Annotated in this window: 23 protein-coding genes, 1 pseudogene and 1 riboswitch; of the genes and pseudogenes, 19 read left to right on the top strand and 5 right to left on the bottom strand. The window is 61.1% G+C overall.

Annotation, left to right across the window (positions count from 1 at the left end; genetic code table 11):
• Position 1: 1 nt before the first annotated feature.
• Complete coding sequence (gene purN, locus FFH90_RS22150; protein ID WP_018925121.1) at positions 2-652, bottom strand: phosphoribosylglycinamide formyltransferase; 651 nt, start codon at positions 650-652, stop codon at positions 2-4.
• Positions 652-1,710 (bottom strand): phosphoribosylformylglycinamidine cyclo-ligase, encoded by a 1,059-nt coding sequence (purM, locus tag FFH90_RS22145; RefSeq protein ID WP_138866098.1) that lies wholly within the window; start codon positions 1,708-1,710, stop codon positions 652-654. Before purM ends, purN begins: the two co-directional genes overlap by 1 nt.
• A gap of 384 nt (positions 1,711-2,094) precedes the next feature.
• Here purM and FFH90_RS22140 point away from each other — a divergent pair, with 384 nt between their 5' ends.
• The 5 genes from FFH90_RS22140 to FFH90_RS22120 all read left to right on the top strand — a co-directional run bounded on the left by FFH90_RS22140 (position 2,095) and on the right by FFH90_RS22120 (position 6,738).
• Positions 2,095-3,144 carry a DUF2066 domain-containing protein gene (locus FFH90_RS22140; protein ID WP_138866097.1) on the top strand — a complete coding sequence of 350 codons (1,050 nt, stop codon included), beginning with the start codon at positions 2,095-2,097 and terminating at the stop codon, positions 3,142-3,144.
• 32 nt (positions 3,145-3,176) lie between these two features.
• Positions 3,177-4,250, top strand: a complete 1,074-nt coding sequence (locus FFH90_RS22135; protein WP_018925123.1) for an AI-2E family transporter — start codon at positions 3,177-3,179, stop codon at positions 4,248-4,250.
• A 230-nt stretch (positions 4,251-4,480) separates the two neighbouring features.
• Positions 4,481-5,185, top strand: coding sequence for a DnaA regulatory inactivator Hda (gene hda, locus FFH90_RS22130; protein WP_007936072.1), 705 nt, complete (start codon positions 4,481-4,483; stop codon positions 5,183-5,185).
• A 214-nt stretch (positions 5,186-5,399) separates the two neighbouring features.
• Positions 5,400-6,035 carry a C40 family peptidase gene (locus FFH90_RS22125; RefSeq protein WP_064619369.1) on the top strand — a complete coding sequence of 212 codons (636 nt, stop codon included), beginning with the start codon at positions 5,400-5,402 and terminating at the stop codon, positions 6,033-6,035.
• Positions 6,036-6,201: 166 nt separating this feature from the next.
• Positions 6,202-6,738 (top strand): C40 family peptidase, encoded by a 537-nt coding sequence (locus tag FFH90_RS22120; RefSeq protein ID WP_064619367.1) that lies wholly within the window; start codon positions 6,202-6,204, stop codon positions 6,736-6,738.
• Between the two features lie 128 nt (positions 6,739-6,866).
• On the opposite strand, the gene FFH90_RS22115 is transcribed toward FFH90_RS22120, so the two are convergent.
• Positions 6,867-8,180 (bottom strand): sorbosone dehydrogenase family protein, encoded by a 1,314-nt coding sequence (locus tag FFH90_RS22115; RefSeq protein WP_138866096.1) that lies wholly within the window; start codon positions 8,178-8,180, stop codon positions 6,867-6,869.
• Between the two features lie 68 nt (positions 8,181-8,248).
• Positions 8,249-8,833: pseudogene (locus FFH90_RS22110) on the bottom strand (hypothetical protein).
• Positions 8,834-8,987: 154 nt separating this feature from the next.
• Positions 8,988-9,222: riboswitch (cobalamin riboswitch) on the top strand.
• An 80-nt stretch (positions 9,223-9,302) separates the two neighbouring features.
• Here FFH90_RS22110 and cobO point away from each other — a divergent pair.
• The 14 genes from cobO to FFH90_RS22045 all read left to right on the top strand — a co-directional run bounded on the left by cobO (position 9,303) and on the right by FFH90_RS22045 (position 20,657).
• Complete coding sequence (gene cobO, locus FFH90_RS22105; protein WP_007936078.1) at positions 9,303-9,914, top strand: cob(I)yrinic acid a,c-diamide adenosyltransferase; 612 nt, start codon at positions 9,303-9,305, stop codon at positions 9,912-9,914.
• The gene (locus FFH90_RS22100) at positions 9,911-11,236 is read left to right on the top strand and encodes a cobyrinate a,c-diamide synthase (protein WP_138866095.1); all 1,326 of its coding nucleotides are present in this window, start codon (positions 9,911-9,913) and stop codon (positions 11,234-11,236) included. The genes cobO and FFH90_RS22100 overlap by 4 nt, the downstream gene beginning before the upstream one ends.
• On the top strand, positions 11,233-11,883 hold the full coding sequence (bluB, locus tag FFH90_RS22095) for a 5,6-dimethylbenzimidazole synthase (protein WP_138866094.1): 651 nt from the start codon (positions 11,233-11,235) through the stop codon (positions 11,881-11,883). Before FFH90_RS22100 ends, bluB begins: the two co-directional genes overlap by 4 nt.
• A complete protein-coding gene (gene cbiB, locus FFH90_RS22090; RefSeq protein ID WP_018925130.1) occupies positions 11,880-12,788 on the top strand; it encodes an adenosylcobinamide-phosphate synthase CbiB in 909 nt (302 codons plus the stop codon). The genes bluB and cbiB overlap by 4 nt, the downstream gene beginning before the upstream one ends.
• A complete protein-coding gene (gene cobD, locus FFH90_RS22085; protein WP_019648164.1) occupies positions 12,781-13,773 on the top strand; it encodes a threonine-phosphate decarboxylase CobD in 993 nt (330 codons plus the stop codon). Before cbiB ends, cobD begins: the two co-directional genes overlap by 8 nt.
• The gene (locus FFH90_RS22080) at positions 13,770-15,221 is read left to right on the top strand and encodes a cobyric acid synthase (RefSeq protein WP_138866093.1); all 1,452 of its coding nucleotides are present in this window, start codon (positions 13,770-13,772) and stop codon (positions 15,219-15,221) included. Before cobD ends, FFH90_RS22080 begins: the two co-directional genes overlap by 4 nt.
• Before the next feature lie 42 nt (positions 15,222-15,263).
• A complete protein-coding gene (gene cobU, locus FFH90_RS22075; RefSeq protein ID WP_111454366.1) occupies positions 15,264-15,785 on the top strand; it encodes a bifunctional adenosylcobinamide kinase/adenosylcobinamide-phosphate guanylyltransferase in 522 nt (173 codons plus the stop codon).
• The gene (cobT, locus tag FFH90_RS22070; RefSeq protein WP_018925134.1) at positions 15,782-16,837 is read left to right on the top strand and encodes a nicotinate-nucleotide--dimethylbenzimidazole phosphoribosyltransferase; all 1,056 of its coding nucleotides are present in this window, start codon (positions 15,782-15,784) and stop codon (positions 16,835-16,837) included. The genes cobU and cobT overlap by 4 nt, the downstream gene beginning before the upstream one ends.
• Positions 16,834-17,409, top strand: a complete 576-nt coding sequence (cobC, locus tag FFH90_RS22065) for an alpha-ribazole phosphatase family protein (protein ID WP_111454365.1) — start codon at positions 16,834-16,836, stop codon at positions 17,407-17,409. Before cobT ends, cobC begins: the two co-directional genes overlap by 4 nt.
• Before the next feature lie 2 nt (positions 17,410-17,411).
• Positions 17,412-18,143 (top strand): adenosylcobinamide-GDP ribazoletransferase, encoded by a 732-nt coding sequence (locus tag FFH90_RS22060; protein ID WP_138866092.1) that lies wholly within the window; start codon positions 17,412-17,414, stop codon positions 18,141-18,143.
• 106 nt (positions 18,144-18,249) lie between these two features.
• The gene (locus tag FFH90_RS22055) at positions 18,250-18,654 is read left to right on the top strand and encodes a MarR family winged helix-turn-helix transcriptional regulator (protein ID WP_138866091.1); all 405 of its coding nucleotides are present in this window, start codon (positions 18,250-18,252) and stop codon (positions 18,652-18,654) included.
• Positions 18,655-18,706: 52 nt separating this feature from the next.
• Entirely contained in the window at positions 18,707-19,915 is a 1,209-nt protein-coding gene (locus FFH90_RS22050) for an MFS transporter (RefSeq protein WP_138866090.1), read from the top strand.
• Entirely contained in the window at positions 19,912-20,034 is a 123-nt protein-coding gene (locus tag FFH90_RS30445; protein WP_007936107.1) for a hypothetical protein, read from the top strand. The genes FFH90_RS22050 and FFH90_RS30445 overlap by 4 nt, the downstream gene beginning before the upstream one ends.
• Before the next feature lie 71 nt (positions 20,035-20,105).
• Complete coding sequence (locus FFH90_RS22045) at positions 20,106-20,657, top strand: glutathione peroxidase (RefSeq protein ID WP_018925139.1); 552 nt, start codon at positions 20,106-20,108, stop codon at positions 20,655-20,657.
• An 89-nt stretch (positions 20,658-20,746) separates the two neighbouring features.
• Here FFH90_RS22045 and FFH90_RS22040 read toward each other — a convergent pair whose 3' ends face one another.
• Positions 20,747-22,015 carry an OmpP1/FadL family transporter gene (locus tag FFH90_RS22040; protein ID WP_064619339.1) on the bottom strand — a complete coding sequence of 423 codons (1,269 nt, stop codon included), beginning with the start codon at positions 22,013-22,015 and terminating at the stop codon, positions 20,747-20,749.
• Positions 22,016-22,065: the final 50 nt, after the last annotated feature.

The raw sequence follows: 22,065 nt of genomic DNA, 5'->3' as shown, positions 1-22,065 counted from the left end.
CCTAGGTTCGAATCAAGTGGCCGCTGGCCGCGAGTAACTGTCCGTCCAGTAAAGCACCTTGTTCGCCGAGTGATAAACGGCCTTCGGCAAACCAGCGTACGGCCATCGGGTAGATCAGGTGTTCCTGGGTGTGGACTCGCTGCGCCAGACTCTGCGGCGAATCGTGCAACTCTACCGGTATTACTGCCTGTACGACCAGTGGTCCGCCATCGAGTTCCTCGGTGACGAAGTGCACGGAGCAGCCGTGTTCCGTATCGCCGGCCTCCAGCGCGCGCTGATGAGTGTGTAACCCTTTGTATTTGGGCAGCAGCGAGGGATGGATATTGAGCAGGCGACCCTGGTAATGGCGCACGAAGTCAGCGCTGAGAATGCGCATGAAACCGGCCAGTACCACGAGTTTGGGGTTGAAGGCGTCGATCAGTTCGATCAGCGCGGCATCGAAGGCCTCGCGGCCCTCGAAAGCCTTGTGATCCAGGGTGCGGGTGTCGATACCCGCGTCCCTGGCGCGTTGCAGGCCGTAGGCGTCGGCGCGGTTGGAAATCACCGCAGCAATGCGGGCCGGGCTGTCGCCGGTCCGCGTGCTGTCGATCAAGGCCTGCAAGTTACTGCCGGTGCCGGACAGCAGCACCACCACATCACAGGTCTGGGACATTAATGAGCCTTGAGGTTCTTCAGTTCGACCTGAGCCGCGCCTTCGGCAGCGGTGGCGATCTGACCGATGACCCATGGCTGCTCGCCAGCTTCACGCAGGACGTTCAGCGCGGTTTCAACGTGCTCTTGAGCCACGCAGATGACCATGCCGACGCCGCAGTTCAGCACGCGGTGCATTTCGGTTTCGTCGACGTTGCCTTTCTCTTGCAGCCAGTCGAACACCGCAGGGCGGGTCCAGCTCGCGACGTCAACCACCGCTTGAGCGCCTTTTGGCAGTACGCGCGGGATGTTGTCCAGCAGGCCGCCACCGGTGATGTGGGCCATGGCTTTGACGGCGCCGGTGTCCTTGATCAGCTTGAGCAGCGGCTTCACGTAGATACGGGTCGGAGCCATCAGCAGGTCGGTCAGCGGTTTGCCGTCGAGCTGGATATTCTCGATGTCGGAACCCGATACTTCGATGATTTTGCGGATCAGCGAGTAGCCGTTGGAGTGCGGGCCGGAAGACGGCAGGGCGAGCAGGGCATCGCCGGCAGCGACTTTCGAACCGTCGATGATTTCGGATTTTTCCACGACGCCGACGCAGAAGCCGGCCAGGTCGTAGTCTTCACCTTCATACATGCCAGGCATTTCAGCGGTTTCGCCGCCGACCAGGGAGCAGCCGGACAGTTCACAGCCGGTGCCGATGCCGGTTACAACCTGAGCAGCGGTGTCGACGTTCAGTTTGCCGGTAGCGTAGTAGTCGAGGAAGAACAGCGGCTCAGCGCCGCAGACCACCAGGTCGTTCACGCACATGGCCACCAGGTCGATGCCGATGCTGTCGTGCTTGTTCAGGTTCAGCGCCAGGCGCAGCTTGGTGCCGACGCCGTCAGTGCCCGATACCAGCACCGGTTGTTTGTAACCGGCCGGGATTTCGCAGAGGGCGCCGAAACCGCCCAGGCCGCCCATGACTTCCGGGCGCGCAGTGCGCTTGGCGACGCTCTTGATGCGTTCGACCAATGCTTCACCGGCGTCGATGTCTACACCGGCGTCCTTGTAGCTCAGGGAGGGTTGCTTGCTCATGATCCAGGCCTTTAGGGGGGATTCAGGGGTAACGACCGAGTTCAGCGGGCCTGTCGAAATTGATGAGGCAATTGCCTCACGCGCTATTTCGACACCACCCGGCTGTAGCCGGTCTGCGAAGGCGCGCGATTTTATCAGGCTTGAGGGGCAGCGGCCATCCTCGTGCCGACGGGCAGGGGCATATCGCGTTAAAAAAACTGATATTGCCCGTGTTGGCGACGTCCCACATGGCTGTATAAGGTACGACGTTAACCGTCTATCGTTATGACAGTGCGAAAACTTACCGCGATCGTGTGAATGTTTTGCTTGGGCCTGCGGTCACAGCCCTGGCTCAATCGTCTTCATGCGGTCTGTTCCAGCCGCTCTTGTCGTCAGGAATCTTCCATGCGTTTTCTTAAATTCTTGTTCGTGGGCTGTTTATCCGTGGTCAGCCTGGCCAGCCATGCCGAAACCGTCAAAGGCCTCTATCAAGTGCGCCAACCGGTCAGCGGCCAGACACCGGAGGAGCGCGACCAGGCGACTCAGCAGGCGCTGGAAACGCTGGTGTTGCGCTTGACCGGCGATCCCAAGGCGGCGCAAAGCCCTGGCCTTGCGGCCGTGCGCAAAGACCCTCAGCAGATCATCAGTCAGTTCGGCTACGACGCCGGGCCACCGCAAGTGCTGAAAGTCGATTTCGACCCGGCCACCACCGAGCAGGCCTTGCGTCGTGCCGGGCTGGCCGTGTGGGGGGCCAATCGGCCGTCGATCCTCGGCTGGTGGTTGAACGATTCCACCGAAGGTTCGAGCCTGGTCGGCGATGGTCAGGCCAGTGCTGCGCCCTTGCGTCGGGCGGCTCAGCACCGAGGCCTGCCGCTGCGTTTGCCGCTGGCTGACCTGAATGAACAGATCGTCGCCACGGCACCGAATCTGGAAGGTGCCGACCCTGCGCCACTGCGCAGTGCCTCCGATCGTTACAATGCCGATGCCTTGCTGGCGGTGCATGCCCGTGAAGAAGGGGGGCAATGGCAAGCCAAGTGGCGACTGTGGCTGGGCGATCAGAAAGAGGCCGGCAGCGTGCAGGGCGCCGATACCGCCGCCGTGGCCGATGCGGTGATGCTGGCGGTCAGCGAGCGTCTGGCGTCGCGTTTCGTTGCCAAGCCAGGTGCGTCGGGTGAGCAATTGTTGGAAGTGCAGGGCATGAATCTGGAGCGTTATGCGACGCTTGGGCGTTTGTTGGAGCCTTTTGGCGCGCGTCTGCAAAGTGTCGATGGCGACCGCGTGCTTTATCGCGTCAACGGCAGCGCCGATCAGCTGCGAGCTCAGTTGTCCCTGGCGCAATTGCAGGAAGTTCCGGCCAGTCAGGCGCCGGCACCTGTTCAGCCGGTGACTGTGGGTTCTGCGCCGGCCGCAGCGCCAGCGCCTGCCCCGACGCCGCAGTTGCATTTCCGTTGGTGAGTTTTTTCTTTATATAGAAGCAGGAGTGGTACATGGCCGATACGCGGCGTTGGTTCTGGCTCGGTGGGGTGGCCCTGCTTTGCGCGTTTGTTTACCTGTTGCATCCGATCCTGACGCCGTTCCTGGTGGCGCTGTTGCTGGCCTATCTGTTCGACCCGCTGGTGGATCGGCTGGAGAAGCTCGGCTTGTCCCGGACATGGGGCGTGGTGGCGGTGTTCGCGTTGTTCACGATGGTCCTCACCACGCTGTTGTTGGTGTTGGTGCCGATGCTCGCCAAGCAGCTGTTTCGCTTGTATGAACTGGCGCCGCAGATGCTCGACTGGTTGCAGCACACCGCGTTGCCGTGGGCGCAATCGAAGTTGGGTTTGTCGGAGGGCTTCTGGAAGTTCGACAAGCTCAAGGCAGCGATCAGCGAGCATATGGGCCAGACCACCGACATTGTCGGCGTGGTGCTGAGTCAGGCGACGGCTTCAGGCCTTGCGCTGATCGGCTGGCTGGCCAATCTGGTGCTGATCCCGGTGGTGAGTTTTTATCTGCTGCGCGACTGGGACCTGATGATGGCCAAGATCCGCAGCTTGCTGCCGCGTGATCGTGAAGAGCGTGTCATGACCCTGGCTGGGGAATGCCATGAAGTGCTTGGGGCGTTCGTGCGCGGACAGTTGCTGGTGATGCTGGCGCTGGGTGTGATCTACGCCGCTGGCTTGATGATCGTCGGGCTGGAACTGGGGTTGTTGATCGGTCTGATTGCCGGCCTGGCGGCGATCGTGCCGTACATGGGGTTTGTCATCGGGATTGGCGCGGCGTTGATTGCCGGCCTGTTCCAGTTCGGTGGCGATCTGTATCCCATGATCGGTATCGTCGCGGTGTTCATGGTCGGCCAGGCGCTGGAAGGCATGGTTCTGACGCCGTTGTTGGTGGGTGACCGGATCGGCCTGCACCCGGTGGCGGTGATCTTTGCGATTCTGGCCGGCGGCGAGCTGTTTGGTTTTACCGGGGTGCTGCTGGCATTGCCGGTGGCGGCGGTGATCATGGTTCTGGTGCGCCATGTGCATGATTTGTATAAAGATTCGGATATCTACGGCGGTGTCGACGAGTCTGAGAAGTAAGGCTTCGAGATCGCTCGTCGCGGGCAGCCTGGTTTCACGCCGGGTTTGCCCGTATCCCTCCCGCGGCTGTCACATGCACCGCCAAAGAAACTGTCATAAAACCAGCACGTTAACGCAAACCTTTGATTTTGCTTGTGGTCTGTCGCATTGTGCCGTCAGCTTCACGGGTATAAACTTCGCAAACTTTACACAGAGGCCACTAACGGTTCCTTTGGAACTGTTCAGTCAGCATGAAACCGATTCAGCTGCCCCTAGGTGTGCGTCTGCGTGATGACGCCACCTTTATCAATTACTACCCAGGCGCCAATGCCGCTGCACTCGGCTATGTCGAGCGGCTGTGCGAAGCCGACGCCGGCTGGACGGAAAGCCTGATTTACCTCTGGGGCAAGCACGGGGTAGGGCGCACGCATTTGTTGCAGGCGGCTTGCCTGCGTTTCGAGCAGATGGGTGAACCGGCGGTGTATCTGCCGCTGGCCGAGTTGATGGACCGCGGCATCGAAATCCTCGACAACCTCGAACAATACGAACTGGTTTGCCTGGACGATTTGCAGGCGGTCGCCGGCAAGGCGGATTGGGAAGAGGCGTTGTTCCATCTGTTCAATCGTCTGCGTGACAGCGGTCGGCGTCTGCTGATCGCCGCCTCGACATCCCCGCGCGAACTACCGGTGAAGCTGGCGGACCTCAAGTCTCGGCTGACACTGGCGCTCATCTTCCAGATGCGTCCGCTCTCTGACGAAGACAAGTTGCGTGCCTTGCAGTTGCGCGCCTCCCGTCGTGGCCTGCACCTGACTGACGAAGTCGGTCATTTTATTTTGACTCGCGGTACTCGCAGCATGAGTGCGCTTTTCGAGCTGCTTGAGCGCCTCGATCAGGCCTCCCTTCAAGCTCAGCGCAAGCTGACAATCCCGTTCCTGAAAGAGACGTTGGGCTGGTAAAAGCCAGGTTTTTCGCGGGCTCCGGCATATTCCAGGCGTCAACAAATCCGCTTTCCTGCAGGGGAGCAGGCTGCGCAAAGGTTCAAAATGGGCTTAAGCGCTTAGATGGAAACGAGAAACCGATAAGTCACATAAAGATCGATTGAATTTGCAAATGAGATCGATAGCGGGCATAGTCTCGGCTTCTTTACAACTATCAGCCACGGTCGTGCCCATGCTAAATCGCTTCGCACCCCTCGTGCCTCTCGCACTCGTCACCCTGTTGTTCGGTTGCGCTGCTCACTCTCCAGTGTCCCAGCAAGAGCCACAGCATCAGGTTTCAAATTCAGTTACCGCACAGTCTTCTTCCGTTCTTTTCCAGGAAGAGCTAGCAACCAATAAAGAACTGGCAGACTTCGCCGGGGGCAAGTCGTACCAGCTTCCAGTTCTGGCTGACAGCATCCTCGAACGTGGCATGTCCCTGATCGGTACCCGTTACCGTTTCGGCGGCACCTCCGAGGCAGGCTTCGACTGCAGCGGCTTCATCGGTTATCTGTTTCGTGAAGAGGCTGGCATGAACCTGCCGCGCTCCACTCGCGAAATGATCAACGTTGACGCTCCGCTGGTGGCTCGCAGCGCCCTCAAGCCGGGTGACCTGCTGTTCTTCGCCACCAATGGCCGTCGCGGTCGTGTCAGTCACGCCGGGATCTACGTGGGTGACAACCAGTTCATCCACTCCAGCAGCCGTAAAAGCGGTGGTGTCCGGGTCGATAGCCTGGGCGACAGCTACTGGAGCAAGACCTTCATCGAAGCCAAGCGTGCGCTCGCAATGGCACCGGCTGCAGCGCCTATCGTCACTGCGCGCCAATAAGCGGACAGTTTACAAGGCGAACTTAAAGTCTTACTTGAAGTTTGCCGCGTAGCCGCTAGAATCCTGATCTATTATTGATGGCAAACCGCCTGCGTTCTGCGCAGGCGGTTTTCTTTTCTGTCTTTGTGGCAGAAAAAAGCCGCAGCCAGATCAGGATGTTCTGTTTATGACGATGTCGGCCCGCCTCGCACTCATGTTCTTCGCTGCGCTGCTCAGCGCCTGCGCCAGCCGCACACCGCCACCTGCGCCGGTGGTTCGCGCACCGATTGTTTTCGGTTCTCCCCAAGCCTTTTCCCCTGCGGCAGAAGACGTGCTGTTTCGCGCGCTCGGTCTGGTGGGGACGCCTTATCGTTGGGGCGGCAACACGCCGGATTCCGGGTTCGATTGCAGCGGTTTGATCGGTTACGTCTATCGCGATGTCGCAGGCATTTCCTTGCCGCGGTCCACACGCGAGATGATCGGCATGCAGGCTCCCGACGTCGGCAAGGAAGGCCTGCAAACCGGCGACCTGATTTTCTTTGCCACCAATGGTGGCTCCCAGGTCAGCCATGCCGGGATCTATGTCGGCGAAGGGCGCTTCGTCCATGCACCAGCCACGGGCGGCACGGTCAAGCTGGACAGCTTGTCCAAGGCTTACTGGCAGAAAGCCTACCTGAGCGCCAAGCGCGTCCTGCAGCCCGAGCACTTGGCACATAATCCCTAGGGGGTTGTCATGATCGCTCTGGCGGAGTTGTAGGAGCGAGGCTTGCCCGCGAAGGCGGCAGCACAGTCAACATTGATATCGACTGACACACCGCTTTCGCGGGCAAGCCTCGCTCCTACGGACAGACTTTACTTGGCCGCGGAAACGCGCCACACCTTGTTCCCCACATCATCCGCCACCAACAAGCCGCCCTGCTGATCGATCACCACGCCCACCGGCCGCCCCATGGCTTTTCCCTCGTCGTTGAGGAAGCCGGTAAGCACATCCAGCGGCTGTCCGCTCGGTTTGCCGGCGCTGAACGGCACGAAAATTACTTTGTAGCCGCTGTGCGGTTTACGGTTCCACGAGCCATGCTGGCCGATGAAGGCGCCTTGGGTGAACGGCGCGGGCAACTTGCTGCCTTCGGCGAACGTCAGGCCCAGCGACGCGGTATGGGGCCCCACCGCGTAGTCCGGTGCAATGGCCTTGGCGACCAGATCAGGGTTTTGTGGCTCGACGCGAACATCGACATGTTGCCCGTAATAGCTGTAAGGCCAGCCATAGAACCCGCCGTCCTTCACTGAAGTGATGTAGTCCGGCACCAGGTCGCTGCCGATTTCGTCACGCTCGTTGACTGCGGTCCACAGTGCGCCGCTTTGTGGCTCCCAGGCCAGGCCGTTCGGGTTGCGAATCCCCGAGGCGAAGATTCGATGGTTGCCGGTGGCGCGATCGACTTCCCAGATCGCCGCGCGACCTTCCTCCTGATCCATGCCGTTTTCACCAACGTTGCTGTTCGAGCCCACGGTGACGTACAGCTTGCTGCCGTCCTTGCTGGCGATGACGTTTTTGGTCCAGTGGTGATTTCGCGTGCCGCCCGGCAAATCGACCACTTTGATTGGCTGTGACTTGATCGCTGTCTCGCCGTTTTCATAGTGAAAACGCAGCAAGCGGTCGGTGTCGGCGACATACAGGTCTTTGCCAACCAGGGTCATGCCGAAAGGCGAGTTGAGGTTTTCCAGGAACACCGTGCGGGTTTCGGCGACGCCGTCGTGGTCCTTGTCCCGCAGCAGAGTGATGCGGTTCGGGCTGGGGACGCCAGCCCCGGCGCGGCCCATGACTTTGCCCATGATCCAGCCGCGAATGCCATTGCTGTCATCGGATTTGGACGGCGCGTTGGTTTCGGCCACCAGTACGTCGCCGTTGGGCAGCACGTAGAGCCAGCGCGGGTGTTCGAGGTTTTCGGCAAACGCTGCTACTTGAGTGCCTGCGGCGGCGACGGGTTTTTTACCCTGAGGCCAGCCGATCGCCGGGGCGATGTTCACCGTCGGGATCAGGGTTTTGTTCGGTTCCGGCAGCTTGGGCGACGGTCCGGTGCCGTCCGAGACTTGCAGGCTGGAGGTTTCACCACAGGCGGCGAGCCCTCCGGCGAGCGCGATGATGAGAATGAGCTGGGGTTTGCGCATTACTGATCTTCCCTATGAATGCATTGACGTAATCATAGAGAAGCGTAAACACCCGATGGTTCAACCGGTCAGCCGCGGGCCTCCTTGAACAGCACGGCGATCCCCGGATGGTAGTTGCCGGCTTCATTGCGCAACTTGCGGTAGGCGTAGGGGAAATACCAGGCCACGGCGCAGGTGTGCTCCTTTTGCAGGTCGTCGAGCATGTCCTGGAGTTCTTCCGGGGTGGCGCTGTGCTGGGCTTTTTGTGGGGCGACAAACAGGCAGCCGAGTTTCAGGTCGCTGGCGTAGCTGATGCGCTTCGCGTCGCTGGTGATGTCCGCCAGTGCCTGGGTCAGGTTCAGGTTGTTGACCCGCGGCCAGCGCTGGGTGGCCTACAGGTACGCGCGTTCTTCGCTGGTGGCGATAAACAGATCGGCGCGGGCGTTGCGTTCGCCTTCTTCGGTCTGTTTGCGCGACGGTGTTTGCTGCAGCGTGACCATTTCCGCCATCCAGGCTGCGGCAGAGAGCAGGCCGAGGTTGGCGTTTTCGTCGTACCAGTAAGGCGTATCGTTATCGCCGCGCACGGCGTTGTAGCGGTCGATACAGTCAAACCAGCGTTCCAGCACCGGGCGCAGGAATTCCAGCTTCGGATTGCTGATGATCATGCCTTGCATGTGGCTCACCCTTGTTATTGTGTTATGAGGTTGTGGCTCTTTGATATCACTGCTGGCAGTGTGGCACAAGATTGGCGTCAGATAATTGATCAGCGGCAGTTATTCGCCGGAAGGCGTCCCGTCTTTAATTGACGCTCCACCCCCAACCCTCTAACCTTCGCGGCTTGTTTCAGGTGCTCTGTGGCCTTGGTCGACAGAGTGAAACAGGGAAGCCGGTGAGTGGATTTCTTCCAGCGAAGAATGATCACGATCCCGGCGCTGCCCCCGCAACGGTAAATGAGTGAAGACTGCGCCTGATGCCACTGTGTCGATGAACGATGCGGGAAGGCGCGCAGTTGGCCCCGAGCCGCTCATGAGCCCGGAGACCGGCCTGATCCATTCAGCGGCATCACGGTGGGCGATGCCAGGCTTCTTGCCGTCTATTCTTGTGCCTGCCCGCCGTTATCCAGCCTCAACGGAGAGCTCCCCCATGACTGATACCCCCGATCGTGACGAACGCCATCTGGCGCGCATGCTGCGCAAAAAAGCCGTGATCGACGAACGCATCGCCAATTCGCCGAATGAATGCGGCCTGCTGCTGGTGCTGAGCGGCAACGGTAAAGGCAAAAGCAGTTCGGCGTTCGGCATGCTTGCGCGCTCCATGGGCCACGGCATGCAATGCGGCGTGGTGCAGTTCATCAAGGGGCGCAGCAGCACCGGCGAGGAGCTGTTCTTCCGGCGTTTCCCGGAGCAGGTGCGTTTTCATGTGATGGGCGAGGGCTTCACCTGGGAAACCCAGGATCGCCAGCGTGACATCGCCGCCGCCGAAGCTGCGTGGGCGGTGTCCCGCGAACTGCTGAGCGATCCGTCGATTGGCCTGGTGGTACTCGATGAATTGAACATCGCCCTCAAGCACGGTTACCTCGATCTCGATCAGGTGCTCAGCGACTTGCAGGCCCGTCCGCCGATGCAGCATGTGGTGGTCACTGGCCGTGGCGCCAAACCGGAGATGATCGAACTGGCTGACACCGTCACCGAAATGGGCATGATCAAGCACGCCTTCCAGGCCGGGATCAAGGCGCAAAAAGGCGTCGAGTTGTGAATCAACCACGTCAATGCCCGGCGGTACTGATTGCCGCGCCGGCCTCCGGTCAGGGCAAGACCACCGTCACCGCCGCGCTCGCCCGCTTGCACCGCAATCAGGGGCGCAAGGTGCGTGTGTTCAAATGCGGCCCGGACTTTCTCGACCCGATGATTCTCGAGCGCGCCAGCGGTGCGCCGGTCTATCAGCTGGACATGTGGATGGTCGGCGAGCAGGAAAGTCGTCGCCTGTTGTGGGAAGCCGCTGGCGAAGCTGACCTGATTCTCATCGAAGGCGTCATGGGGTTGTTCGACGGTACGCCGTCCAGTGCCGACCTGGCGCGGCATTTCGGTGTGCCGGTGCTCGGCGTGATTGACGGCACCGCGATGGCGCAGACGTTTGGTGCACTGGCCCTGGGGCTTGCGCGCTTTCAGCCGGATTTGCCGTTTGCCGGTGTGTTGGCCAACCGGGTTGGCACCCTGCGTCATGCGCAATTGCTCGAAGGCAGTCTGACAGAAGGCTTGCGTTGGTACGGCGCGTTATCCCGGGAGACCGGCATCGAATTGCCGAGTCGGCACCTCGGCCTGGTACAGGCCAGCGAATTGAATGATCTCGATCTGCGCCTCGATGCAGCAGCCGCCTCGCTGGCCAGCAGTTGCGACGTGGCTTTACCGCCTGCCGTGGAGTTCGCCGTGCCTGAAGTGATCGCCGCCGAACCATTGCTGGCCGGCGTGCGGATTGCCGTGGCCCGGGACGAAGCCTTTGCGTTTACCTACGGCGCGAGCCTGGATCTGCTGCGGGCGATGGGCGCCGAGTTGTCTTTCTTCTCGCCGATCCGCGACCGCGAGTTGCCGGCGGCAGACAGCCTTTATCTGCCGGGCGGTTACCCTGAATTGCACCATGTGGCGTTGTCACAAAACACGCCAATGCTGACCGCCATCCGCGCGCATCACTCGGCGGGCAAACCGTTGCTGGCCGAGTGTGGCGGCATGTTGTACCTGCTGGACTCGTTGACCGATGTCGAGGGTACTCGCGCTGAACTGGTTGGCTTGCTGACCGGTGATGCGGTGATGCAGAAGCGTTTGGCGGCGTTGGCCTTGCAGGCGGTGGAACTGCCCGAAGGTTTGCTGCGTGGGCACACCTATCACCACTCGCTGACCAGCACCGAGCTTGAGCCGATTGCGCGTGGCCTGAGCCCCAATGGCGGGCGAGGGGCGGAGGCGGTTTATCGTGAGGGGCGGATGACGGCCTCTTATGTGCACTTTTATTTTCCGTCCAATCCGGCGGCGATTGCTGCGTTGTTGGCGCCCGATCGTGAAGCCGTCATCGCGAGCAGGCCATGACAGAAAACGCCTTTTCCGAAGTCGAACGCGATGCGGTCTACCGGGCCATCGGCGAACGCCGTGACATGCGCCACTTCAGCGGCGGCACGGTCGAGCCCGAGTTACTGAGGCGCCTGCTCGAAGCCGCGCACCAGGCGCCGAGCGTCGGCCTGATGCAGCCCTGGCGGTTCATCCGCATCAGCGACCGGGCGCTGCGCGGCAAGATCCAGCAACTGGTGGAGGAGGAACGCGTCCGCACCGCCGAAGCCCTCGGCGAGCGCTCCGACGAATTCATGAAGCTCAAGGTCGAAGGCATCCAAGACTGCGCCGAAGTGCTGGTCGCTGCGCTGATGGACGATCGCGAACGGCATATTTTCGGCCGTCGTACGTTGCCGGAAATGGACATGGCCTCGCTGTCCTGTGCCATCCAGAACCTTTGGCTGGCATCCCGCGCCGAAGGCCTGGGCATGGGCTGGGTGTCGCTGTTCGAACCGCAAGCCTTGGCGAACCTGTTGGGTTTACCGGTCGGGGCCAAGCCTTTGGCCGTTCTTTGCCTGGGGCCGGTCAAGGAATTCTATCCAGCGCCGATGCTGGTACTCGAAGGCTGGGCGCAAGCGCGTCCGCTCAACGAGTTGCTGTATGAAAATTATTGGGGAGTGAGTCAATGAGTGTGGCGTTGTTGAGTGTCGCCGCGGTCGCGCTGGATGCGCTGCTGGGTGAACCTAAACGCTGGCATCCGCTGGTGGCGTTCGGTCGTTTTGCCGATCGCATCGAACAACGTTTCAACTCCGCTGGCCGCGGCTGGCGCAGTCACGGGGTGACGGCCTGGGTGATGGCGGTCGTGCCGCTGACCTTGCTGGTCACCGCGCTGTCCTGGGCACCTTATGTTGGCTGGATCGTCGAGATTCTCGCGCTCTATTGCGCGCTTGGCATGCGCAGCCTCGGCGAGCATGTCGAGCCGGTGGCCAAGGCCCTGCGCAGCGATGATCTGGTTGAGGCGCGTACACGTGTCGGTTATCTGGTCAGCCGCCAGACCAGCGAACTGGACAAAACCGAAGTCGCCCGCGCCGCCACCGAATCGGTGTTGGAGAACGGCAGCGATGCAGTGTTCGCCGCGCTGTTCTGGTTTGCCGTGGCGGGTGCGCCTGGTGTGGTGCTCTATCGTCTGAGCAACACCCTGGATGCGATGTGGGGTTATCGCAACGAACGCTTCGAGCGTTTCGGCTGGGCTGCCGCAAAGATCGACGATGTCCTCAACTACATTCCTGCACGCCTGGTGGCGTTGACCTACGCACTGTTGGGCAAAACCCGACTGGCGCTGAAATGCTGGCGCACCCAGGGGCCGACCTGGGACAGCCCGAATGCCGGGCCGGTGATGGCGGCTGGTGCCGGTGCGTTGGGTGTCGAGTTGGGCGGGGCGGCGATTTATCACGGCGAACTGCATCAGCGTCCGCAGTTGGGCGAAGGCGTGCCGGCGGATGCCGATTCCATCGACCGTGGCTGGCAATTGGTCCAGCGCGGGGTATGGTTATGGCTGCTGATTCTCTGCGTGGGGGCTGAATTCTATGCTTGAACACGGTGGCCGGTTGCGCAAGGCAGCACTTGAATACGGTATCGCCGAAGCCGATTGGCTCGACCTGTCCAGTGGTCTTGCGCCCTGGCCATTCCCGGTTCCGGATATCCCGCTGCGGGCCTGGGCACGTCTGCCGGAAACCGATGACGGTCTGGAGCAAGCCGCCTGCGACTATTACGGTGCGGCCCAGGTGTTGCCCGTGGCCGGTTCGCAAATGGCGATTCAGTTGCTGCCGCGTTTGCGCAGGGCCGGCAAGGTCGGCGTGCTGTCGCCGTGTTACGCCGAGCACGCCGAAGCCTGGCGTCGCAACGGTTATGTCGTGCGTGAAGTCCTGGAGTCGGAAGTCGATTTCTTTCTCGACAACCTGGACGTGCTGGTGGTGGTCAATCCGAACAATCCCACGGGTCTGAGCCTGACCCCGGCCCGCCTGCTGGATTGGCATGCGCGGCTGGCCCAGCGCGGTGGCTGGCTGGTGGTGGACGAGGCGTTCATGGACAACACACCGCATTTGAGTCTGGCGCCGTTCACCAACCAGATCGGCTTGATCGTGCTGCGTTCCTTCGGCAAGTTTTTCGGCTTGGCCGGTGTGCGGCTAGGGTTTGTGCTGGCCGAGCGCAAGTTGCTCAAACTGTTGGCCGAGCAGGTCGGGCCTTGGGCGGTCAGTGGGCCGACCCGCGTCCTGGGCCAGGCGTGCCTGACGGATACGGACGGGCACACCCGACAGCGCATTCGCACTGACGAAGCTGGCGAGCGTCTGGCGTTGCTGCTTGAGCAGTATGGTTTCAAACCTCAGGGCGGTTGCGCGTTGTTCCAGTGGCTGATCACCGAGCGCGCCCAAGCGCTGCATGAATTCATGGCCCGGCGTGGCATTCTGCTGCGGTTGTTCACCCACAACAGCAGCCTGCGTTTTGGTTTACCTGCGGATGAAGCGGACTGGTCGCGCCTCGAACAAGCCCTGCAAATCCATGCCAAGGAAAACCCATGACAACGTTGATGGTGCAAGGCACCACATCCGATGCCGGTAAAAGCACACTGGTGACGGCACTGTGTCGTTGGGTCACGCGCCAAGGCGTGAGCGTGGTGCCGTTCAAGCCGCAGAACATGGCCCTCAACAGTGCGGTGACCGCCGACGGTGGCGAGATAGGTCGCGCTCAGGCGGTGCAGGCCCAGGCTTCAAACCTTGAACCGCACACCGACATGAACCCGGTGCTGCTTAAACCCAACAGTGATACCGGCGCCCAAGTGATCATCCATGGCCGCGCCGTCACCACCATGAATGCGGTCGCCTATCACGACTACAAGGCCATCGCCATGCAGGCGGTGCTGGCCTCCCATGAACGGCTGAGCGCGGCGTATCCGCTGGTGATGGTTGAAGGGGCGGGCTCGCCGGCCGAGATCAACCTGCGCGCCGGCGACATCGCCAACATGGGGTTTGCCGAGGCGGTGGACTGCCCGGTGGTGCTGATTGCCGACATCAATCGCGGCGGGGTTTTCGCGCATTTGGTCGGTACGCTGGAGCTGCTGTCGCCCAGCGAACAGGCGCGGGTCAAAGGCTTCATCATCAACCGCTTTCGCGGCGACATCGCCTTGCTGCAACCGGGGCTGGACTGGCTGGAAGCGCGCACCGGCAAACCGGTGATCGGCGTGTTGCCTTATGTGATGGACCTGCATCTTGAGGCCGAGGACGGCCTCGATCAGCGTCAGGCCGACAAGGCCGATCAAGTGCTCAACGTGGTGGTGCCGGTACTGCCGCGCATCAGCAACCACACCGATTTCGATCCACTGCGCCTGCATCCGCAAGTGGACCTGCAATTCATCGGCCCTGGCCAGGCGATTCCACCGGCCGACCTGATGATTCTCCCGGGTTCGAAAAGCGTACGCAGCGACCTCGCGTACCTGCGGAGCAACGGCTGGGACTCTGCGATCACGCGGCACTTGCGCTACGGCGGCAAAGTGCTGGGAATCTGCGGCGGCCTGCAAATGCTCGGCGAGCAGGTGCATGACCCGCTGGGCCTCGAAGGCGCGCCGGGTTCCAGTGCCGGTTTGGGTTTGCTGGCGTTCGAAACGCAGCTCGAAGAAGAGAAGCAGTTGCGCAACGTACGTGGGCGTCTGGCGCTGGAAGATGCGCAGGTCAGCGGCTATGAAATTCATGCCGGCGTGACCACCGGGCCGGCGCTGGAAAACGCCGCCGTGCAGCTGGACGATGGTCGCAGCGATGGTGCGCAAAGTGCCGATGGGCAGATTTTCGGTACGTACCTGCATGGCCTGTTCGAATCACCGGCGGCGTGCAGTGCACTGTTGCGTTGGGCTGGTTTGCAGGAGGTGCAGGAGGTGGATTACCACGGGTTGCGCGAGCGCGATATCGAGCGGTTGGCGGATCTGGTGGAGAAGCATCTGGATACCTCGCTGTTGCGTGAACTCTGCGGTTTTTGAGGTGGCTGCACTGGCCTCATCGAAGATTTTAAGGAATGAACCATGCTGCAACTGATCCTCGGCGGCGCCCGCTCCGGCAAAAGTCGTCTGGCTGAAAAGCTGGCGACTGACAGTCAGCTCCACGTCACTTACATCGCCACCAGCCAACCCCTGGACGGTGAAATGAACGAGCGGGTGGCCCATCACCGTGCCCGTCGTCCGGCCGAATGGGCGTTGATCGAGGAACCGCTGGAGCTGGCCCGCGTACTGCGCGAAAGCGCCGGCGTCGACCGTTGCCTGCTGGTGGATTGCCTGACGCTGTGGCTGACCAATCTGCTGATGCTCGACGACGCCGAGCGCCTGTCGGCCGAGCGCGAGGCCCTGCTGGACTGCCTGGCATCGTTGCCGGGTGAAATCATTTTTGTCAGCAACGAGACCGGAATGGGTGTCGTGCCGCTGGGCGAATTGACTCGCCGCTATGTCGATGAAGCCGGTTGGCTGCATCAAGCCTTGGCCGAGCGCTGCCAACGTGTCGTCCTGACCGTCGCCGGCCTGCCCCTGACTTTGAAAGGAACTGCATTATGACTCACACCTGGTGGCTGAACCCGTGCAAGCCAATCGATGCACAAGTGGTCGAACAGGCGCAGGCGCGTCAACAGCAACTGACCAAGCCTGCCGGTTCCCTCGGCCAGCTCGAAGCGGTGGCGGTGCAACTGGCCGGGTTGCAGGGGCAGGTCAAGCCGACCCTCGATCAGCTGTGGATCGCGATTTTTGCCGGTGACCATGGCGTGGTCGCCGAAGGGGTGTCGGCGTTTCCGCAGGAAGTCACCGGACAGATGCTGCACAACTTCGTCAGCGGCGGCGCGGCGATCAGCGTGTTGGCGCGGCAGTTGGGCGCGTCCCTTGAAGTAGTCGACCTCGGCACCGTTACGCCGTCATTGAATCTGCCGGGTGTGCGTCACTTGAACGTCGGCCCGGGCACGGCGAATTTCGTCCAGGGCCCGGCGATGACTCAGGCCCAGGGCGAACTCGCCTTGCAGGCTGGTCGCGACAGTGTGCAGCGCGCCATTGCAGCAGGCGCGCAGTTGTTCATCGGCGGCGAAATGGGCATCGGCAACACCACGGCGGCCAGCGCCTTGGCTTGTGCTTTGCTCGATTGCCCGGTGGTGCACCTGGCCGGGCCGGGCACCGGCCTGAACGCTGCAGGTGTCAGCCATAAAGCCCAGGTCATCGAACGCGCCTTGGCGTTGCATGGTGCTCAGCGTGGCGATGCGCTGCAAACCTTGTTCAACCTCGGCGGTTTCGAAATCGCTGCGCTGGTTGGCGCGTACCTGGCTTGTGCTCAGGAAGGCGTCGCGGTGTTGGTCGACGGGTTTATTTGCAGCGTCGCCGCGCTGGTGGCGGTGCGTCTGAATCCGGCCTGTCGTGAGTGGTTGCTGTTCGGTCATCGTGGTGCCGAGCCAGGTCATCGCCATGTGCTGGAAACCCTGAACGCCGAACCGTTGCTGGACCTCGGCCTGCGGTTGGGCGAGGGCAGTGGTGCGGCGTTGGCCGTGCCATTGCTGCGCCTGGCCTGCGACCTGCACGGGCAGATGGCAACATTCGCCGAAGCCGCAGTGGCGGATCGCCCGGCATGACCTTGCGCCTGGACCTGTTGCGTCATGGCGAAACCGAACTCGGTGGCGGCCTGCGCGGCAGCCTCGATGACGCGCTGACCGGCAAGGGCTGGGAGCAGATGCGCGCTGCGGTGGTTGAGCAGGGCCCTTGGGATCGCTTGGTCAGCTCGCCGTTGCAGCGTTGCGCACGCTTTGCTGAAGAGCTTGGGGCGCAATTGGGGCTGCCAGTGCAGCTGGAAAAGGATCTGCAAGAGCTGCACTTCGGCGTCTGGGAAGGACAGAGCGCCGCGGCGCTGATGGAAACCAGTGCCGAGGCATTGGGCTTGTTCTGGGCCGATCCCTATTCGTTTACGCCGCCTGATGGTGAGCCGGTTGCCGACTTTTCGACGCGGGTGTTGGCGGCCATTGAGCGGTTGCACGCGGCCTATGCGGGTGAGCGGGTCCTGCTGATCAGCCATGGCGGCGTCATGCGATTGTTACTGGCGCAAGCGCGCGGATTGCCGCGTGAGCAGCTGCTCAACGTTGAGGTTGGCCATGGCGCGTTGTTCTCGTTGACGGTTGAATCCGGCGCTTTGTTAAGGGAAGCGATCTGATCATGTTGCCGTTCTGGATCGCCCTGCAATTTCTCAGCAGCCTGCCGATTCGCCTGCCGGGCATGCCAACGCCCGAGGAATTGGGCCGGTCGCTGCTGTTTTATCCGCTGGTCGGCGTGCTGTTCGGTGCCATTCTGTGGGCGCTGAATGGGCTGTTGCAGGGCGCGCCGTTGTTGCTTCATGCCGCACTGTTATTGACTGTGTGGGTGTTGCTCAGCGGAGCGTTGCACCTGGATGGCCTGGCCGATAGCGCCGATGCGTGGCTCGGTGGTTATGGCGACCGTGAGCGCACTCTCACGATCATGAAAGACCCGCGTAGCGGGCCGATCGCGGTGGTAACGCTGGTGCTGGTGTTGCTACTCAAGTTCGCCGCATTGCTGGCGTTGATCGAGCAGCAGCACAGCGTAGTGCTGATCATCGTTCCACTGATTGCTCGCAGCGCGCTGTTGGGATTATTCCTGACCACACCTTACGTGCGTCCCGGTGGATTGGGGCAGGCGCTGGCCGATCATCTGCCACGTTTGGCCGGGAAACAGGTGTTGGTGATCAGTGCGGTGGCCTGTGTGTTGATCGCGGGCCTCAGCGGTGTGTGGGCGCTTGCGCTGGCAGCTGTGGTGTTTGTCTGGTTGCGGCAAGTCATGATGCGGCGATTGGGCGGGACGACCGGCGACACTGCCGGGGCGTTGCTGGAGTTGCTGGAAGTGGCGGTGCTGGTGGGGTTGGCGCTGCTCTGAATTCCTGTGGGGGAGCGGGCAAGTCGGATCGCTGCACTGCTCGTTCTTACAGGTAAAATGTGTCGAAATATTTGCTTTCATTTAACCGCGGGTATATACACGCACCATGCTTCCTTCTCAATGTTTGTGCACTAACCTGCGTCGCGCCGCTCGTGGCGTCAGCAGGCATTACGACGGCGCGCTCGACGGCTTCGGGATCAACGTTGCCCAGTATTCTCTGCTGTGCAACCTGCAGCGTCTGGATCAGCCGAGCATCTCGACACTGGCCGAGGCCATGGGCCTGGATCGCAGCACCTTGGGGCGCAATCTACGGGTGCTGGAGGGTGAAGGTCTGGTGACGCTGATCGAGGGCGAAGACATGCGCAATCGCATCGTCCTGCTCACCGAGACGGGGCGCGAACGTCTGGCAGCGGCCTTGCCGGCCTGGGAAGCGGCGCAGCAGCGGTTGATCGACCGTCTGGGTGCCGAGAAGCGTGAAACCTTGCTGAAACTGCTGGACGAACTGGCTTGAGGCCAGTTTTTTCGATCTTAAGCGGGTATATACCCGCTACCGGAGAACAATAATGACATCGATGTGGCGTACGTGCGGTTGGGTGCTGTTGGGCAGTGCGCTGATTCTGGCGTTGTCCCTGGGGGTGCGACACGGCTTCGGGCTGTTTCTGGCGCCGATGAGTACCGAATTCGGCTGGGGCCGCGAAGTGTTTGCCTTCGCCATTGCCCTGCAGAACCTGATCTGGGGCCTGGCGCAGCCATTCACCGGCGCATTGGCCGACCGCTTTGGCGCCGCAAAGGTGGTGTTGATCGGTGGTGTTCTGTACGCCCTGGGCCTGATGTTCATGGGGTTGTCCGATTCGGCGGTGACCTTGTCCTTGAGCGCCGGGTTGTTGATCGGTATCGGCCTGTCCGGCACCTCGTTCTCGGTGATCCTCGGCGTGGTCGGCCGTGCCGTACCACCGGAAAAACGCAGCATGGGCATGGGGATCGCCAGTGCTGCCGGTTCCTTCGGTCAATTCGCCATGTTGCCCGGCACGCTGGGGCTGATCGGCTGGCTGGGCTGGTCTGCGGCATTGCTGGTGCTGGGCCTGCTGGTGGCGCTGATCGTGCCGCTGGTGAGCATGCTTAAAGACAAGCCGTTGCCGGTGCTCGGGCATGAGCAAACCCTCTCTGAAGCGCTACACGAAGCCTGCTCCCATTCAGGGTTTTGGTTGTTGGCGTTCGGCTTTTTTGTCTGCGGTTTTCAAGTGGTGTTCATCGGTGTGCACTTGCCGGCGTATCTGGTGGATCAACACCTGCCAGCCTCCGTCGGCACCACGGTGCTGGCGCTGATCGGGCTGTTCAATATCTTCGGTACCTATACCGCAGGCTGGCTCGGCGGACGGATGTCCAAACCACGCTTGCTCACCGGTCTGTATCTGTTGCGGGCGGTGGTGATTGCACTGTTCCTCTGGGCACCCGTCACTCAGATCACGGCCTATTTGTTTGGCATGGCCATGGGTTTCCTCTGGCTGTCGACGGTGCCCTTGACCAACGGCACGGTGGCAACCTTGTTTGGTGTCCGAAATCTGTCCATGCTCGGCGGGATTGTTTTCCTGTTCCACCAGCTGGGCTCGTTCCTCGGCGGCTGGTTGGGCGGGGTGGTGTATGACCGAACCGGGAGCTACGACTTGATCTGGCAGGTGGCGATTCTCTTGAGTCTGATGGCCGCAGCCCTGAACTGGCCAGTGCGCGAGCAGCCGGTGGCGCGCCTGCAAATCCAAGTGAGTGCCGCATGAACAGTCTTTGGCCGCGGATGGCAGCCATCGCCGTCGGCGTATTGCTGCTGGCCCTGGTTTGGTGGGGCTGGCATCAGGGTGGGCTGGCATTGATGCAGCTGGGCATGGGTGCTTGCTAGCGAGCTGCTTGCTAGCGAGCGGCGAAGGCGAGTAGTTTCGCGTTCTGACGATTGCTCAAGGATGCACCGACATGCCGATGCGCTGGCTTGCAGTTCCTGCGTTGCTGATGTTTTTTTCCGGGCTGGCTCAGGCAGCAGAATGCCCGGAGCTGTTGCAAGGCTCATTGCCGAAGCTGCGCGCCAAGGAATCCATCGATTTGTGCCAGCGCTTCGCCGGCAAACCGTTGGTGGTGGTCAATACCGCAAGCTTCTGTGGCTTCGCCCCGCAGTTCAAAGGTCTTGAGGCGCTGTATCAGCGCTACAAGGATCAAGGGCTTGAGGTGGTCGGTGTTCCATCCAATGACTTCAGGCAAGAGTCCAAGGATGGTGCAGAGACTGCCAAGGTCTGTTATGTGAATTACGGCGTGACCTTCACCATGACCGAACCGCAGAAAGTCCGCGGCGATGACGCCACGCATTTGTTCAAGGTCCTTGCCGAGCAAAGCAGTTCGCCGAAGTGGAATTTCTACAAATACGTGGTCGATCGCCAAGGCAACGTGATCGCCAATTTCTCCAGCCTGACCAAGCCCGACAATCCCGAGTTCATCGAGGCGGTGGAGAAAGCCCTGGCCTCGAAGCCCTGATCGACGCGCACTAAAAAGCCCCGCCTCTGTACAAGAGTGCGGGGCTTTTTCAATTCAGGCGGCGAGGTGTTCAGGTTCGCCGTGAATGATCAGAAACGGTAGGTCGCGCCTACACCGAAACCGTTTGCCCAGTTTTCATACTTGGCGTTGTAGCTCTGGCGGCCGTTGCTGTTGTTGACCTTGACCGACTCTTCGCGCAGGTACGAGTACGCTACGTCGATGGTCAGGTCGTCGGTCGGACTCCAGCCCGCGCCCAGGCTGAAAATCTTGCGATCGCCAGTCGGAATGCGCGGGGAGCGGTTTTCGTTGTTGGTTGGTGCCTGGTCGACGGACAGACCGGTACGCAGAACCCATTGTTTGTTCAACTGGTACGAAGCACCGATGGCGTGAGCCCAGGTGTCATGCCAGTTCTGTTCTTCGGTGATGGTACCAAACCGGCTGTTCAGGGCTGCAGGGACGCCGCTGTTTTCGACGCTGATTTCTTTCAGGCGGCTCCAGCGAGTCCAGGTGCTGCCCGCGTAGAGGGTCCACTTGTCATCCAGTTGATGAGTGAGCGAGATATCAACCGATTCAGGAGTCGTTATGTCCAGGGATGCATCGTACTTCTGGTTAGGGTTCTGACCCAGAGCCCCGAGGAGGCTGTAGTTGACCTTGGTGTCACCTTCGAGCTTGTACTTCACTTTCGAGTGGTAGGTCAGGCCAACGCGAGTGCTGTCGGTCGCTTGTACCAAGATGCCGATGTTGTACCCCAGCGCGGTGTCGTCACCTTTGATCTTGACGTTACCGTCCGCTGCGCGCGGGTTTAGTGACAGGTTCGATTCCAGGGTGCCGTCAATGCGGTTGATGGTCGGACCGAAACCGATCGACACCTTGTCGTTGAAGGCATAGCTGATGGTTGGCTGGAGAGTCACGATTTTGACTTCGCTTTTACTGCCGAAGTAACGGCCGGCGAAGCCGTTCTCGTAGTCGGTCACCAGACCGAATGGAGCATAGACGCCGAAACCGACTGCCCACTGGTCATCGAGTGGCTTTACGTAGTAGCCCATGGGCACGCCCATGAAAGGGACCATGTCACCTTTGTTGGTACCACCATTCGGGCTGGAGCTGGCATCACTGATGTCAGCGTGCGCGTCGATAAATGCAACACCGCCGGTCACTTGTTCGCGCTTGAGGCGAGACATGCCGGCAGGGTTACCAAAAACAGTGGATGCGTCGTCGGCAGAAGAAGATCGCCCGGCAAAACCTGTCCCCATCCCGCTGATGCTTTGTTCGTTGAGGGCAAAGCCACTGGCGAAGATCTGGGTGGATGCCAAGGCAACGGCGAGGCTAAGGGTGGTTTTGAGCATTACTTTTTTCATTATTAGAACTCCTGGTGATCACCGGAGCGAAAATTACCAACATTTTCGTC

Origin of the sequence: Pseudomonas sp. ATCC 43928, assembly GCF_005938665.2 — a bacterium.
GTDB lineage: Bacteria > Pseudomonadota > Gammaproteobacteria > Pseudomonadales > Pseudomonadaceae > Aquipseudomonas.
This window is presented reverse-complemented; position numbering and strand designations above follow the sequence as displayed.

Excerpts from the sequence above, each read along its gene's own strand:
- FFH90_RS22135 (WP_018925123.1), top strand. The coding sequence starts at position 3,177 with ATGGCCGATACGCGGCGTTGGTTCTGGCTCGGTGGGGTGGCCCTGCTT.
- purN (WP_018925121.1), bottom strand. The coding sequence starts at position 652 with ATGTCCCAGACCTGTGATGTGGTGGTGCTGCTGTCCGGCACCGGCAGT.
- hda (WP_007936072.1), top strand. The coding sequence starts at position 4,481 with ATGAAACCGATTCAGCTGCCCCTAGGTGTGCGTCTGCGTGATGACGCC.
- bluB (WP_138866094.1), top strand. The coding sequence starts at position 11,233 with ATGACAGAAAACGCCTTTTCCGAAGTCGAACGCGATGCGGTCTACCGG.
- FFH90_RS22140 (WP_138866097.1), top strand. The coding sequence starts at position 2,095 with ATGCGTTTTCTTAAATTCTTGTTCGTGGGCTGTTTATCCGTGGTCAGC.
- FFH90_RS22115 (WP_138866096.1), bottom strand. The coding sequence starts at position 8,180 with ATGCGCAAACCCCAGCTCATTCTCATCATCGCGCTCGCCGGAGGGCTC.
- purM (WP_138866098.1), bottom strand. The coding sequence starts at position 1,710 with ATGAGCAAGCAACCCTCCCTGAGCTACAAGGACGCCGGTGTAGACATC.
- cobO (WP_007936078.1), top strand. The coding sequence starts at position 9,303 with ATGACTGATACCCCCGATCGTGACGAACGCCATCTGGCGCGCATGCTG.
- FFH90_RS30445 (WP_007936107.1), top strand. The coding sequence starts at position 19,912 with ATGAACAGTCTTTGGCCGCGGATGGCAGCCATCGCCGTCGGCGTATTG.
- FFH90_RS22060 (WP_138866092.1), top strand. The coding sequence starts at position 17,412 with ATGTTGCCGTTCTGGATCGCCCTGCAATTTCTCAGCAGCCTGCCGATT.
- cobT (WP_018925134.1), top strand. The coding sequence starts at position 15,782 with ATGACTCACACCTGGTGGCTGAACCCGTGCAAGCCAATCGATGCACAA.
- cobU (WP_111454366.1), top strand. The coding sequence starts at position 15,264 with ATGCTGCAACTGATCCTCGGCGGCGCCCGCTCCGGCAAAAGTCGTCTG.
- FFH90_RS22125 (WP_064619369.1), top strand. The coding sequence starts at position 5,400 with ATGCTAAATCGCTTCGCACCCCTCGTGCCTCTCGCACTCGTCACCCTG.
- FFH90_RS22120 (WP_064619367.1), top strand. The coding sequence starts at position 6,202 with ATGACGATGTCGGCCCGCCTCGCACTCATGTTCTTCGCTGCGCTGCTC.
- cobD (WP_019648164.1), top strand. The coding sequence starts at position 12,781 with ATGCTTGAACACGGTGGCCGGTTGCGCAAGGCAGCACTTGAATACGGT.
- FFH90_RS22050 (WP_138866090.1), top strand. The coding sequence starts at position 18,707 with ATGACATCGATGTGGCGTACGTGCGGTTGGGTGCTGTTGGGCAGTGCG.
- cobC (WP_111454365.1), top strand. The coding sequence starts at position 16,834 with ATGACCTTGCGCCTGGACCTGTTGCGTCATGGCGAAACCGAACTCGGT.
- cbiB (WP_018925130.1), top strand. The coding sequence starts at position 11,880 with ATGAGTGTGGCGTTGTTGAGTGTCGCCGCGGTCGCGCTGGATGCGCTG.
- FFH90_RS22080 (WP_138866093.1), top strand. The coding sequence starts at position 13,770 with ATGACAACGTTGATGGTGCAAGGCACCACATCCGATGCCGGTAAAAGC.
- FFH90_RS22055 (WP_138866091.1), top strand. The coding sequence starts at position 18,250 with ATGCTTCCTTCTCAATGTTTGTGCACTAACCTGCGTCGCGCCGCTCGT.
- FFH90_RS22045 (WP_018925139.1), top strand. The coding sequence starts at position 20,106 with ATGCCGATGCGCTGGCTTGCAGTTCCTGCGTTGCTGATGTTTTTTTCC.
- FFH90_RS22040 (WP_064619339.1), bottom strand. The coding sequence starts at position 22,015 with ATGAAAAAAGTAATGCTCAAAACCACCCTTAGCCTCGCCGTTGCCTTG.